Genomic DNA, 13,527 nt, shown 5'->3' on the forward strand with positions numbered 1-13,527 from the left:
GGTAAACGACGAAGAAAGAACCAGGCAGATCAAAGACTGGACGATATGGTGGGGTGCCGACAGGGATGAGTTGATGTTGACTTGCCACTTTCCGTCCGGAAAATCTTTTCATAGTCCGCTCAGTAATTGTAGAATCGAGCCGACTGAAATAGTCCAAGACAGGCTCCTGTCAAAGAAAGGAGGGGTGCAATTCAGCGTCGTCGACAAGGTGGTGATCTATGGCGGGAAATACGCTGCCGTCCACTATCCGGGGAGCCGAAAGATTTATGTCATGAGTGCTCAAGATATTGAGCTCAACCTCACGACAAACATCAAGGATGAACCGGTTTTTCGCTATTTCGTTGCCGTGGCAAAGGCCCGAGCCGAACAAGCGAGCCCGCAGGATAAACCTATCGCCGACAACGTGCTGCGCCAGTTGGAGAGGCTGGCTCCTCATGAAGACACGGCGTTGCACGCATATTGCACGGCAAGACACCAAGTGCGCGCGCAAGGAGGGGACTTTATTTACCCTTTTGGTGTCAACGAAAGCCAACTGAAGGCAGTGGAGCAAGCTTTCGCCTCGAAAATCAGCCTGATAGAAGGGCCGCCCGGCACGGGAAAGACGCAAACCATCTTAAACATCCTGGCCAATATTCTATTACGCGGGAACACGGTCGCTGTCCTGTCCAATAACAATGCTGCCGTTGAAAACGTCTATGAGAAACTGGATAGGGTCGGACTGGACTATGTGGTTGCCAAGCTGGGCCGTGCGGCAAATCGCGACGATTTCTTTGTCGATGTTCCAGCCTTGCCGTCGGAGCCGCCTGCGCCAGCTCCCGCGATGGATCAGATTCAAGCGGTCCTGCAGAAGCTGAAGCAACATTTATATGTTCAGAACACCGTGGCTCGCCTGCAGGCCGAGGTCGATGAGCTCACCGTAGAGCTGAACTACCTGCTGGAGTGGCAGCGCGAGAATTCGGTGGCGATGCCGGTTTCTCTGAGCAAGTACCAACTGTCTCCGCGAAAATCGTCGGACCTGATGGCTTATCTGACCTATCTTGCCGAGAATCGCATCCGGCTCAAGGACAGGCTCGAGCTGCTGCTCAATTTTGGGATCTTTCGAGCGAAGCCATTTGATGACTGGGAAAAGCGCAAATCGGTGATTTACGCGTTGCAGAAGCACTACTACGAAAGGGCGCTGCAGGAGAAGCAGTCTGCATTGACTGCCCATCGAGAAGCGCTGGTGCTGGGCAACTTCGATGCATTGCTGGATGAGCTGGTCGCGGGATCGATGGCTCATCTCAAGTACCATCTTCACCAGCATATCTCGCGGCAAGAATCGTTCGATGCAAAAAACTACAGCAGGAACTTCGATGCATTCGTGCGGCGCTTTCCTATCATCGGTAGCGGCACGCATTCCATTGTCAACTCGGTCGGCGGTGCGATTCTCGACTATGTGATCATCGACGAGGCGTCGCAGCAAGACATCGTCCCCGGGATACTGGCGCTGGGCTGCGCCAAAAATCTGATCATCGTCGGCGACAGGAAACAGCTCCCGCATATTCCGCAGAAGCTTGGCATCGCTTCACCTGGCGAGTTTTACGATTGTGACAAGTACAGTCTGCTCGATTCGTGCGTCGGCGTGTTCCACGATTCGATACCGATGACGCTTCTGAAAGAGCATTACCGTTGTCATCCCAGAATCATCCAGTTCTGCAATCAGCAGTTCTATGACAATCAGCTCCTACCGATGACGCGTGACGGAGGCGAAAGCTCATTGGAGCTGCTCGTCACGGCCAAGGGAAATCACACGCGCAACAATGCGAATCGACGCGAACTGGATTCGCTGCTTGAGACGCTTAAATGGGATGGTGAGAGCGACTGGGACAATGAGCAGCGCAGGGGGTTCATCGCCCCGTACAACGCGCAGGTCGCGCTGTCTCGCGAGCATTTACCGGCCGATTTCGTCAAAGATACGGTACACAAGTTTCAAGGCAGGGAGTGCGATGAGATTGTCTTCTCCACGGTGCTGGACAAGAAGTACCGGAGCCAACAAAGCCTGGGTTTCGTCGATGATCCGCACTTGGTCAATGTGGCAGTATCGAGAGCGAAGCGCAAATTCACGTTGGTGACGGGAGACGACGTCTTTGCTGCAACCAACGGACATATTGCAGCACTGATTCGCCATATCGAGTACTACGCCAACGAGAAGCAGATCCATCGCGCTCCAGTTGTGTCCGCTTTCGACCTGCTCTACAAGGAATATGACGCGTCACTCGAGCGGCTCAACGCCAGGCTGCGTCCCGCTGACTCCCGATACAAGTCCGAGCAGATCGTCGCGCAGATACTGCGTGAGGTATTGTCCGGCGACGCTTATCGGGCGATGACATTTCACTCGCAAATTGCCTTGATTCAGTTGGTGTCCTTGACGAACGGCACCCTGACGTCACGGGAGCGGGATTTCATGAAAAATCGCGCCAGTTGTGATTTCGTACTGTATTTCAAGGTAGGGAAAACGCCGTTGGGTGTGATCGAAGTGGATGGCGGATCGCACGGCATGGCACAACAAATCGAACGGGATGCGCTGAAAGACAGCATTCTGACGAAAAGCGAGATCCCCTTGCTCCGATTGCAGACTGTTGAAAGTCATATCGAAGAAAAGATCGCAGCGTTTTTGACCCAGTGGGCAAGCGGCACTGAAACCGCTTGATATGGTTCGCGTTGTCGTGGGGCGGTCACACGTGCGGCCGCCCGAGCGACCGCAGATACATCGGCACCTTCGCCTTCGTCGTCGCCTGCACCCGCGACATCAACGCGTGATCGATCCGATCCAGCCCGTAAGTCCGCGAAATATCCTGCTGCAGCCGGCACCACAGATGGCCGGCCATTTCGGCATCGACCATCGCCCGGTGCGCACGGCCCGTCTGCGGCAGCCGCAGCATCTCGGCGAGGCTCGACAGGCGGTGACTCCGGGCGTCGGGATAGATCCGTCTGGCCACCAGCATCGTGCACGCAAACGCATGGTCGGCCGACATGCCGAGCAGCCCGAGTTCCGACTGCCAGAAGCGCTTGTCGAAACCGGCGTTGTGAGCCACGACCGCATGCTTGCCGACGAACGTCGCCGCTTCCTTCATGACTTCGGACGCGGGCGGCGCCGTCGCGATCATGTCGTTCGTGATGCCGGTGAGCGCAACGACATCGGACGGGATGCGTCGGCCGGCATTCATCAAGCTCTGGAAACGGTCGACAACTTGCCCGTCGCGCAGCAGGATGACGGCAATTTCGGTTGCACGGTCGCCCAGATTCGGCGACAGGCCGGTTGTTTCGAAGTCCAGTACCGCGACGGTTTGCATGGTTGAATTCGGGGGCGTCATCAGAGGGTGTCGAGTTTGGCCGAGAGGGTAGCATCTTCAGGCGCGCGAACGGTGGAATCGTCGAGCCGCGAGCGAGCAGGCTGCCGACTGACGATAATGAAATTTCGCTCCACGCCAGTCGGACATGCTGCCGTGACTCAACTGACGCTACCCGGATTCGATGCGCCGCCGCCGGCTCCCGTGCACCGCTTCTTTTTCGCCGTGATGCCGGCTCCGGCCACGGCCGCGCGCATTGCCGGTGTCGCCAAAAGCTTGCAGCAGCAGAAGGACAGTCCGGTGGGCACCGAGCGTCTGCACATCACGCTGGGCTCTCTAGGCGACTTCGCTTACGTGCCGGGCGCTACGCTTGCACGGGCCCGCGCGGTCGCGGATCGCATGGAAGTGCCGTCTTTCTCCGTGAGGTTCGACAAGATCATCAGCTTCAACAGGCGGTCCGGTCGTCAGCCGCTGGTGCTGACGGGGAAGGCCGGTCTGGAAGACTTGATCGATTTTCGGCGGCAGTTGCGAGACGCGTTGAAAAGGGTAGGCGTGCCTGTTTTCCCCTCGAGTTTCACCCCGCACGTGACGCTGCTGCATGGCGTGCAGAGGCCCGATGAGTATCGGATCGAGCCGATTACCTGGACCGTGTTCGACTTCGTCCTGATCGATAGCTGGCTCGGCAAGTCGCACTACGACGTGTTGGGGCGCTGGCCGTTGACGACCGGCAGCTCGTCGAGATGATCGCGATGCCGTGAGGGCGGTGCCGTTTCAGCGCATCCGGACCGGGCCGGTACAGCGTCCCGTTCTCGTCGGGACGCCGGCTCAGTCCCGATCGCCACCGCGATAACGAAGGTGAATCAGCGGATAAGGCCGACCTTGTCCATCCAGTGCCGATCTCCCGCAGCGCTCGAATCCGAGCCGTTCATAGAATCCCGCAGCCGCCTCGTTCTGTTCGTTGACGTCGGTCGACAAGTTGGAATGGCGCTTGAGCGCTTCTTCGACCAGCCGCCGCCCGACCCCCGCACCATGGTGGGCGGGATCGACGAACAGCGCTTCCATGTGGCCGCCGTCGAGCAGCATGAAACCGATCGGGCGATCGGTTTCGTCGACGGCTAGATCGAGCGGCGCGCCCGGCAGAAATGCGACGACTTCGGATTCGATCGCGCGACGGTCGTTGTCGCTCAGGAAGTGATGCGTGGCATCGACGGCGTTGCGCCAGATGTCCAGAACGTATGTGCCGTCGGCCTCGGTGGATTGTCGGATTCTGATCATGGTTTGACGGGTGGTGATCTGGCGCTCGGCGGGTAGCGGGCGTCGTGACGGAGCGAACGCGTCGCGGTGATGCGCAAGCGACAGCGGTGTGTCAGCCGGATGGCGGTCGCGCGTTGCCTGGCACCGCCGCCCGCTCGATCGCTCGCCGCGCGATGTCGCGCACGCCGGCGCTCATCGGCAAATCGTCGCGGTCGAGTTCGTCGATGCCGAACCAGCGCGCGTCGAGCGCATCGTCGCCGGCGGCCGGTGTGCCGCGCAGCCATCTGCACAGCACGGCGACCATGACGAAATGCTGGCGCACGACGCCGTGCGCATCGTAATCGAACGCGTCCAGCGCGGTAAAGGCGTCGAGCGCTTCCACGTCGACCGTCGTTTCTTCCGCGATTTCGCGCACGACCGCATCCGCGAGCGGCTCGCCCGGCTCGATCTTGCCGCCGGGGAAGCCCCAGCAGCCTGCATCGGGTGGATTCGCGCGGCGCACGAGCAGCACGTCGCGTTCGCGCAGCACGATGCCGATCACGGCGGGAATGGGGCGCAAGGGGGTAGCATTGCCGGTTGCGGACATGCCGGTTGCGGACATGGTCGCGCCTACCTGTCGGTTCGAACGAACGCGGGTACTACGTGCACGCGGCTCATCGCGCGTCTCCGGTACGCTGTTCGATCGCACGAATCACGGCGACCATGTCGGCCGCCCCATGTCCGGCTCGCTCGGTTTCTCCGTACAGTGCATGGCAGATGTCGAGCAGCGGCGACGCGATGCCGATGCTGCGTGCCGATTCGGCGACGAGGCGCGCATTCTTCAGCACGTCGGTGATCGCGGCCTGCACCGAGAAATCTTCCGCGACGAGCTTGCCGAGCTTCACGCGCGACACGTCGCTGGCCATCGGGCCGGCATTCAGCACGTCGGCGAAGCGTGCAAGGTCGATACCGTGGCGTTGCGCGAAGTGCGTGGCTTCGGTGAGACCGGTGACCATCGTGATCAGGAACAGGTTGACGGCGAGCTTCATCGTCAGCGCCGACGGCACGTCGCCGCATACGAAGCTGTCGCGGCACAGCGGCTTCACCAGCGCGCGTACGGCGTCGACGTCCTCCGGCGCGCCGGCCAGCATCACGACGAGTTGACCGGCTTCGGCCGGCTTGCGCGAGCCCGACACGGGCGCCTCGACGTAGCGGCCCGATGCGGCGGCGATTTCGTCGGCGAGTGCGCGAGAGTATTCGGGCGCATTCGTGCCCATGTTGACGATCGTGTGTCCGCCGACCCGGGCGGCAAAACCGGGTGAGCCGCGCGCAAGGGCGGCGTCGATTGCCGCGTCGTTCGCGAGCATCAGGATCACGGTGCGGCAGGACGCGAAGACGTCGTCGACGTTTTCGGCCACGCGTGCGCCGGCGTCGCGCAGCGCATCGTCGCTGCCGTGCGAACGGCTCCACGCGACGAGCGGCGTGCCGGCCCGCGTGAGATTGAGCGCCATCGGCGTGCCCATCACGCCAAGGCCGATGAATCCGACTGCGGTTTGCATGGTGCGGCTCCCACGGTAGGTGGCGACGATCGTGGGCGTCAGTATCGCAGCGTTTACGCGCCTCTGCCATGTGACCCGCGCGAGCGCGGAAGCCGCGCCATCGCCGCTATGCGATCCCCGCCAGGTACGGCCACGGATAAATGCCGCGTGCATGGCCGTCGCCGAACAGAAGGCGCACGCCGTAGCCGAGCGCCTCGACGCCGTCGAGCGTCAGGCCGGCGCGGGCGTCGATACGGCCGCCATCGAAGCGGATTCTCCGGCATTCCGCACACGGACAATCGCTGCGCAACTGCGCATAGCCGATACGTTGCGTCGCGCCGTCGGGCCAGCGCAGCGTCAGTGCGCGTGCCGGGTGATCGAGTGCGATTTCGGTCGGCGCGATCATCGCGACGCCTCGTCGATCTGTCCGATCGCGATCCGCACGGCCTTGCGGACTTCGGGGTCGCGATCGTCGAGTGCGTCGTGTAGCGCCCGCAGCGTCGCCCGGTCGCGCAATTCGCCGAGCGCGAGCGCGGCTTCCTTGCGCAGGTTGCTGATCGTATGCGAGAGCAGCGCGACGACGGCCGACGCCGCGGCCGCATCGCGCAATTGGCCCAGCGCGCGGACGGCACGCACGCGCACTTGCCAGTAGTCGTCGTCGAGCGCGGCGACGAGCGGGTCGCGCGCAGCGGCGATGCGCAGCTTGCCGAGCGTGGCAGCCGCTTCTTCGCGCACCTGCCATTCGGCGTCACGCAGCGCCGCGAGCAACGCGGTGACGACGGCGGTATCGCCCGCCGCCGCAAACCCGATTGCGCCGACCGCGGCGCGCCGCACGTCCGCGTCGGCGTCCGCGGTCGCGACGCGGGCGAGCGGCGGCAGCGCGCGGCCGTCCTTGAGCCAGCCGAGCACGACGACCGCCTCGGCTCGGACGGCAGCGGCGCTCGCGTCGAGCGCGCGCAGCGCGGGCGCGAACGCGTCGGGGTCGCGCAACTCGCGCAAGCCGCGCAGCACGGCGCCGCGCACGAACGGCTCGGACCGGTCGGCCCAGCGGCACAGCACGGCGCCCGATGCCGCGTCCTTCAGTTCGGACAGGCTTTGCGCGGCGGTGGCGCGCACGCCGTCGTCCGGATCGAGCAGCGCGTGGCACAGCGCGTCGACGACCTCGGGCTGCTCCCATGCGTCGAGCACGCGCGCGGCCTCGCTGCGCACGTCGGCCGACGGGTCGTCGCGCAGCGCCGCGATGAACGACGGCACGAGTTCGGGCGCTTCGAGATCGGCGAGTTCGAGCAGCGCGATGCGGCGCACCGATGCGTCGGCTGCGGCGAGGCGCGCGACGAGCGCGGCATGATCGGCGTGATCGGCGGCCGGCACGCCGGGCAGCGGGAAAGCGGAGGAAGAAGCGGTCATGGGAAAGAGTCGGTGCGGTGAATGGGCGGGCACGTGCGCTCAGGCGGCGTCGCGCAATAGCGCGAGGCAGCGGCGCTTGATGTCGACGAACGCGGGCTCGGTCGTGCTGTCGTCGGTGCGCGGCCGCGCGAGCGGCACGCGGATATCGGCGACGATGCGCGCAGGCCGCGGCGACAGCATCAGGATGCGGTCGCCGAGAAACAGCGCTTCCTCGATGTCGTGCGTGACGAACAGCACGGTCGTGCCGATGCGCGACCAGATGTCGAGCAGCAGCGTCTGCATCATCCGGCGCGTCTGCGCGTCGAGCGCGCCGAACGGCTCGTCCATCAGCAGCACGCGCGGCCGGTTGATCAGCACGCGGGCAATCTCGACGCGCTGCTGCATGCCGCCCGACAACTGCGCGGGATAGTGCGCGCCGAAGCCGCCGAGCCCGACGAGCTCGAGCAGTTCGGCCGCTTCGCGGCGGCGCTCCCGTGCGGGCACGCCTTTCATCTTCAGGCCGAACGCGACGTTGTCGATCACGCGCTTCCACGGAAACAGCGTGTGCTGCTGGAACACGAGCCCGCGATCGGGATGCGGGCGGTCGACGCGTTCGCCGTCGACCATGATCTCGCCATGCGTGGCCGCGACGTGGCCGGCGAGCGCGCCGAGCAGCGTCGATTTCCCGCAGCCGGACGGCCCGAGCACGCAGACGAATTCGCCGGGTGCGATGTCGACGTCGAGCGTATCGAGCGCCGCGAAGCGCGCATGCGGCGGGCCGAGTTCGATCGTCAGCGCGCGCACGCCGATGCGGCCGGGCGCGGGCGACGCAATGTCCGGCGTACTCATGATCGGCCTCCACGCGGTGCGTACCACGGCGTGAGCGCCGCGCCGATACGCTTGACGAGCAGGCTGCTGCCCATCCCGAGCAGGCCGATCAGTGCCATGCCGACCACGATGTCAGGGTAGTTCTGCAACGTATAGGATTCCCACGTGAAATAGCCGATCCCGTACTGGCCCGCGATCATCTCGGCCGTGACGAGGCAGAACCACGCGGTGCCCATTCCGATCGACAGGCCCGTGAAGATCGACGGCGCGGCGCCGGGCAGGATCACTTCCGCATAGAGCGCGAGGCCGCGCGTGCCGAGGCTGCGCGCGGTCGCGACGAGCCGCGGGTCGACGGCTTCGGCGCCATGCACGGTATTGAGCAGGATCGGAAACAGCGCGCCGACGAACGTGATGAACATCATGCTCAGCTCGGACGACGGGAACATCAGGATCGCGAGCGGAATCCACGCGACAGCCGGAATCGGCCGCAGCATCTCGAGCGGCGGCAGCAGCGTGTCCTCGAGCGCGCGATAGCGGCCGATCGCGAGCCCGAGGCCGATGCCGGCGACCGCCGCCGCGACGAAGCCGGCCAGCACGCGCGTGATGCTCGCGAACAGGTGCATCGGCAGCTTCGGCGATTGCAGGAACGAGGCCAGCGCGGGGCCGACGTCGGCCGGCGCGGGCACGTTCGCGAACGTGACGATGCCGAGCGACAGCCGCCAGTGGACGGCCGCCTGCCACAGCGCGATGCAGGCGGCGAGCGATGCGATGCGCCACGCGCGGCGGCGCATCGGGGGCGAGCGGCGGCGCGCGGCGGAATGCGGCGAGCGGGTGTCACCGCTGCGCGGTGCGTCGGCGAGACGGCGTTTGACGAGGTCGAGGGTGGCAGCCATGCGGAAGTCCGGGGTCGACGAATGGAAGGGGAAAGGCGCGCGACGTTCAGCGGGCGGCGAGCGCCTGCGCGGTGACGGTCTTCGCGGCCGCGTAGTCGACCACCGCGCCCGATACCTGCTGCGCGTACGCGTCGGCGCCCGACTTCAGCAGGAACGCGGTGAGCACGCCGTGCGCGTCCTTCACGTACCACGCCTGGTCGGCGAACAGCTTCAGGCCGCTCGCATGGTCGTGCACGAACACCGCCCGCACCTTCGCGGACGGGCCGAGCTTGCCGAGCGCCACGAACGCGGCGGTGGGGCTCGCGTAGTTGCGTACCGGTTCGTCGCCGGCGAGCCACACTTGCGCGACGTCGTTGAAATCGCGGATCGGCTTGCCGGTCGTCGCATCGTTCGCGACGAGCGGCTGCTTGCCATAGTGTTTCAGCGCCGCGTCGTAATCGAGCCCGGACGCCTTGAACGCCGCGCGGATATAGCGGTCGTCGACGAACGTCGCGGGGTCGGGCGCGGAGTCGGTCTTCTTCAGCAGCTTCAGCGTATCGATCGCCGTCGCGACCGCTTGCCGGTATTCGGGCTTCCACGTCAGGTCGCGGGTCTGGATGCCGAGCGGCCCGTGATACAGGTAGTCGACCGGCGCCTCGATGCCGGTGACCTTCTCGATCAGCAGGCTGTACTTTTCCGGGTTCTGCGCGAGCAGGCGGTTCGCTTCGATCGCGGCACGCAGATAGGCCACGACGATTTCCGGATAGCGCTGCGCGTAGTCCGCATCGACGAGCGCGCCGTGGAAGGTCGGCGCGTGGGTCTGCGCGCCGTCGTAGATCTTGCGCGCGATGCCGCGGTACGGGAACAGGTCGGCGAACGGCACGAAATCCGCATGCGCGTCGATCTTGTTCGCCTTCAGCGCGCTGCCGGCCACTTCGGGCGCCTGCGTGACGATGTTCACGTCGGTGTCGGGGTTCCAGCCCTGGGCCTTGATCGCGCGCAGCAGCATGCCGTGCGCGGTCGAAGCGAACGGCACCGAGATCGTCTTGCCCTTCAGGTCCGCCAGCCCGCGCACCGTCGAATTCGACGGGACGACGATCCCGTTGCCGCTGCCGTCGATGCTGCCGTCGAGCACGGTGATGAACACGCTCTTGCGGCCGGCCTTGCGGAACGCCGCGCCGTTCAAGGCACCGGGGAAATCGGCCATCGCGCCGAAGTCGAGCTTGCCGGCGACCATCTCGTTGGTGAGCGGCGCGCCGGACGTGAAATCCTTCCACTGCACGTCGTATTTCACGTCCTGGTACTTGCCGGTGCGCGGCAGGTACTTGTCGAGCAGATGCAGTTCACGGATCAGCAGGCCGCCGGTCGCGCAGTTGATCGTCGTGTCCTGTGTGCCGATCGCGACGCGGATCGTCTCCGCATGTGCAAAACCGGTGGCCGCGACCGCGATCGACGCGGCGAGCAGGCGAAACATCCGTAGCGTTGTTTTCATGTGTCGTGAGTCCGGTAGTGGGGGAGCGGTGGGCGGGCGCCGCGCCGCGTCACCGCAGCAGGTAAGGAATGTCGACCTTGACCGCGCCGGTCGGGCAGTCGCGTTCGCACGGCATGCAGTACCAGCATTCGTCGAACTGCATGTAGGCCTTGCCCTTGGTGACGTCGATCGCGAGCAGGTCGAGCGGGCACACGTCGACGCACACGGTGCAGCCCTTGTCGGCGATGCACAGCGACTCGTCGATCGTCACGGGCGCGCTGCTGCGCTGGAAGATGTCGTGCGGGGTATGGGACATGGCAAGGTTCCTCAAAGGGCGGCCGCGAGCGCGGCCGGTTCGCGGATGCGCAACTGCGCGTAGGCGCCGCGTTCGTCGTCGGCGAGCGGCACGACGTACGGTTCGACCGGCCGCTTCTCGCTGCGCATCGCGCCCGCGGCATCCTTGCGCAACCACGTGTGGCAGAACCATTCGGCGTCGTTGCGGTGCGGAAAATCGACGCGATGGTGGTACAGCCCCCAGCGGCTTTCGGTGCGGAACAGCGACGCACGCGCGGCCATTTCGGCGCAATCGCGGATCGCGCGCACTTCGGCCGCACGCATCAGCTCGTGCGGATTGTCGGCCTTGATTTCTTCGATATCCTCAATAATTCCGTCAAAACGTTGCAGCCCGATTTCCATCTTGCGCGTCACCTTCGGCGGTTGCAGGTAGTCGTTCACCATCCGGCGCAGCTTGTACTCGACCTGCGCCGGCGCCAGCCCGCGTTCGCGCAGCAGCGGTGCGAGCACGCGGGTGCGCTCGGCGTCGACCTGTTGGTCGTCCACCGGCGCGTGGTCGCGACCGGCCACGTAGTCAGCCGCGTTTTGCCCGGCGAACCAGCCGTACGTGAATGCCCCGAGCATGTAGTTGTGCGGGACGGCCGCCATGTCGCCGGCCGCGTAAAGCCCCGGCACGGTCGTCTCGGCACGTGCGTTCACGTACACGCCCGACGCGCTGTGGCCGCTGCAGAAGCCGATCTCGGAGATGTGCATCTCGACCATCTGGCTGCGGTAGTCGGTGCCGCGCCCCGCATGGAAGCGGCCGCGGCTGGGCCGTTCGTTGGTATGCAGGATCTGCTCGATGGTCCGGATCGTTTCTTCCGCGAGATGGTCGAGCTTCAGGAACACGGGGCCATTGCCGCTCTGCAGTTCCTGGTAGAACTCCCACATCATCTGGCCGCTCCAGTAGTCGCATTCGATGAAGCGTTCGCCCTTGCCGTTCGCGGTGAAGCCGCCCAGGGGCCCCGTCACGTACGCGCACGCCGGGCCGTTGTAATCCTTGATCAGCGGATTGATCTGGAAGCATTCGAGGTTCGCGAGCGCGGCGCCCGCGTGATAGGCCATCGCGTAGCCGTCGCCTGCGTTGGTCGGGTTCTCGTACGTGCCCATCAGGTAGCCCGACGCCGGCAGGCCGAGACGGCCGGCCGCGCCGCAGCAGAGGATCACGGCCTTTGCGCGGATCACGTGAAAGTCGGCGGTGCGGCAGTCGAAACCGAGCACGCCGCTCGCGCGGCCTTGCGGGTCGGTCAGCACGCGCGTCGCGACGATCCGGTTCGTGATCGCGATGCGTGCGCGCTTCAGTTGCCGGTACAGCACCTTCTTGATGTCGTGGCCCTCCGGCATCGGCAGCACGTACGAGCCCATGTGATGGACCTTCTTCACCGCGTAGTCGCCGGTGCCGTCCTTCTCGAACTTCACGCCCCAGCGGTCGAGCTGCTCGATCGTCGTGAAGCTGTGCGTCGCGTACGCGTACACGGCTTCCTGATCGACGATCCCGTCGTTGGCGATCGTGATCTCGCGCGTGTATTGCTCGGGCGTCGCATGACCGGGGATCACCGCGTTGTTCAGGCCGTCCATCCCCATCGAGATCGCGCCGCTGCGTTTCACGTTGGCCTTCTCGAGCAGCAGCACGCGCAGCGACGGATCGCGCTCCTTCGCCTTGATGGCCGCCATCGGGCCGGCCGTGCCGCCGCCGACCACGACGACGTCGTATTCATGCACATGGGTATTCATCGCGGGCTCCTTGCAGGTTTGCGCGCCTTTTGCCGGTCGACGCGCAACCGGTACTGGAAGGCGTCGCCGCGGAAGTAGAGGTATTCGTAGTCGATCGGCGCACCCGACGCGTCGTGCGTGAGGCGCTCGATGCGCAGCACGGGGCTGCTTTCCTCGACGTGCAGCGCGTCGACGATTTCGTCGTCCGCGAGGATCGCGTCGATCGACACGTCGGCATGGCCGAGCGGGATGCCGCAGTCGTTCTCGAGGATCAGGAAGATGTCGCGGGTCGCGAGATCGGCGCCGGCGAGGCGCTTGCCGAGTGCTTCGGGCACCCAGGTCTGTTCGAGCGACACGGGTTCGCGGTTCAGCAGCCGCACGCGATGGATCTCGACGAGCGGCGCGCCTTCCGGCACGTTCAGCTTCGTCGCGAGATGGCGATCGGCCTTCACGGTGCGCAGGCTGCGCAACTGGTTGACGATCTCGTAGCCCATCGACGACATCGCCTCGGCAAAACCCTGCAGCGACGTCACGTTCTGGAACGCCTTCGGCTTCGACACGAACGTGCCCTTGCCGTGCAGCTTGAACAGCAGGCCTTCCTTCTGCAGGTCGCCCAGCGCCTGACGCACCGTGATGCGGCTGACGTCGAACATCGCGCAGAGCTCGTGCTCGGAGGGCATCCGGCTGTGCGGCGCGTAGGTGCCGTCGAGAATGCGCGCGCGCAGCGTGTCCTTGATCTGCACGTAGAGCGGGGCCGCGGACAGCGGCACGACGTTGGGTGGGGTCATCGGTCAACTTGTTATGACAAGATGGGGCGAGTGTAG

Annotated in this window: 14 protein-coding genes; 2 read left to right on the top strand and 12 right to left on the bottom strand. The window is 64.9% G+C overall.

Translation table 11 applies throughout. The features are described 5' to 3' along the window. The first annotated feature begins 184 nt into the window (after positions 1 to 184). Positions 185 to 2,689, top strand: coding sequence for an AAA domain-containing protein (locus BLS50_RS15000; protein WP_256334008.1), 2,505 nt, complete (start codon positions 185 to 187; stop codon positions 2,687 to 2,689). Between the two features lie 25 nt (positions 2,690 to 2,714). Here the strand turns inward: BLS50_RS15000 and BLS50_RS15005 are convergent, their stop codons facing one another. Continuing rightward, positions 2,715 to 3,332 carry a 3'-5' exonuclease gene (locus tag BLS50_RS15005; protein WP_027810208.1) on the bottom strand — a complete coding sequence of 206 codons (618 nt, stop codon included), beginning with the start codon at positions 3,330 to 3,332 and terminating at the stop codon, positions 2,715 to 2,717. Positions 3,333 to 3,449: 117 nt separating this feature from the next. On the opposite strand from BLS50_RS15005, the gene BLS50_RS15010 reads away from it, so the two are divergent. Further along, the gene (locus tag BLS50_RS15010) at positions 3,450 to 4,073 is read left to right on the top strand and encodes a 2'-5' RNA ligase family protein (protein WP_074802527.1); all 624 of its coding nucleotides are present in this window, start codon (positions 3,450 to 3,452) and stop codon (positions 4,071 to 4,073) included. Between the two features lie 81 nt (positions 4,074 to 4,154). On the opposite strand, the gene BLS50_RS15015 is transcribed toward BLS50_RS15010, so the two are convergent. From BLS50_RS15015 to BLS50_RS15065, 11 genes are all read right to left on the bottom strand, one after another. Next, positions 4,155 to 4,604, bottom strand: coding sequence for an acetyltransferase (locus BLS50_RS15015; protein WP_011549566.1), 450 nt, complete (start codon positions 4,602 to 4,604; stop codon positions 4,155 to 4,157). Positions 4,605 to 4,695: 91 nt separating this feature from the next. Next, positions 4,696 to 5,184: an NUDIX hydrolase gene (locus BLS50_RS15020; RefSeq protein ID WP_074802528.1), complete on the bottom strand. Its 489-nt coding sequence runs from the start codon at positions 5,182 to 5,184 to the stop codon at positions 4,696 to 4,698. A gap of 52 nt (positions 5,185 to 5,236) precedes the next feature. Continuing rightward, positions 5,237 to 6,121 carry an NAD(P)-dependent oxidoreductase gene (locus tag BLS50_RS15025; protein ID WP_074802529.1) on the bottom strand — a complete coding sequence of 295 codons (885 nt, stop codon included), beginning with the start codon at positions 6,119 to 6,121 and terminating at the stop codon, positions 5,237 to 5,239. Between the two features lie 106 nt (positions 6,122 to 6,227). Then, positions 6,228 to 6,506, bottom strand: a complete 279-nt coding sequence (locus BLS50_RS15030) for a gamma-butyrobetaine hydroxylase-like domain-containing protein (protein ID WP_011549569.1) — start codon at positions 6,504 to 6,506, stop codon at positions 6,228 to 6,230. After that, entirely contained in the window at positions 6,503 to 7,507 is a 1,005-nt protein-coding gene (locus tag BLS50_RS15035) for a HEAT repeat domain-containing protein (RefSeq protein ID WP_074802530.1), read from the bottom strand. The genes BLS50_RS15030 and BLS50_RS15035 overlap by 4 nt, the downstream gene beginning before the upstream one ends. A gap of 39 nt (positions 7,508 to 7,546) precedes the next feature. Continuing rightward, positions 7,547 to 8,335: an ABC transporter ATP-binding protein gene (locus BLS50_RS15040; RefSeq protein WP_074802531.1), complete on the bottom strand. Its 789-nt coding sequence runs from the start codon at positions 8,333 to 8,335 to the stop codon at positions 7,547 to 7,549. Beyond that, a complete protein-coding gene (locus BLS50_RS15045; protein ID WP_074802532.1) occupies positions 8,332 to 9,207 on the bottom strand; it encodes an ABC transporter permease in 876 nt (291 codons plus the stop codon). The genes BLS50_RS15040 and BLS50_RS15045 overlap by 4 nt, the downstream gene beginning before the upstream one ends. A gap of 46 nt (positions 9,208 to 9,253) precedes the next feature. Beyond that, entirely contained in the window at positions 9,254 to 10,678 is a 1,425-nt protein-coding gene (locus tag BLS50_RS15050) for an ABC transporter substrate-binding protein (protein WP_069232819.1), read from the bottom strand. A gap of 49 nt (positions 10,679 to 10,727) precedes the next feature. Beyond that, positions 10,728 to 10,973, bottom strand: a complete 246-nt coding sequence (locus BLS50_RS15055; RefSeq protein WP_006478532.1) for a 4Fe-4S dicluster domain-containing protein — start codon at positions 10,971 to 10,973, stop codon at positions 10,728 to 10,730. Positions 10,974 to 10,984: 11 nt separating this feature from the next. After that, positions 10,985 to 12,724, bottom strand: a complete 1,740-nt coding sequence (locus BLS50_RS15060) for a fumarate reductase/succinate dehydrogenase flavoprotein subunit (RefSeq protein ID WP_074802533.1) — start codon at positions 12,722 to 12,724, stop codon at positions 10,985 to 10,987. Next, positions 12,721 to 13,491 (bottom strand): GntR family transcriptional regulator, encoded by a 771-nt coding sequence (locus BLS50_RS15065; protein ID WP_006478534.1) that lies wholly within the window; start codon positions 13,489 to 13,491, stop codon positions 12,721 to 12,723. The genes BLS50_RS15060 and BLS50_RS15065 overlap by 4 nt, the downstream gene beginning before the upstream one ends. Between the last annotated feature and the right edge of the window lie 36 nt (positions 13,492 to 13,527).

It is taken from the genome of Burkholderia orbicola, from assembly GCF_900100915.1.
GTDB classification, from domain to species: Bacteria; Pseudomonadota; Gammaproteobacteria; order Burkholderiales; family Burkholderiaceae; genus Burkholderia; species Burkholderia orbicola.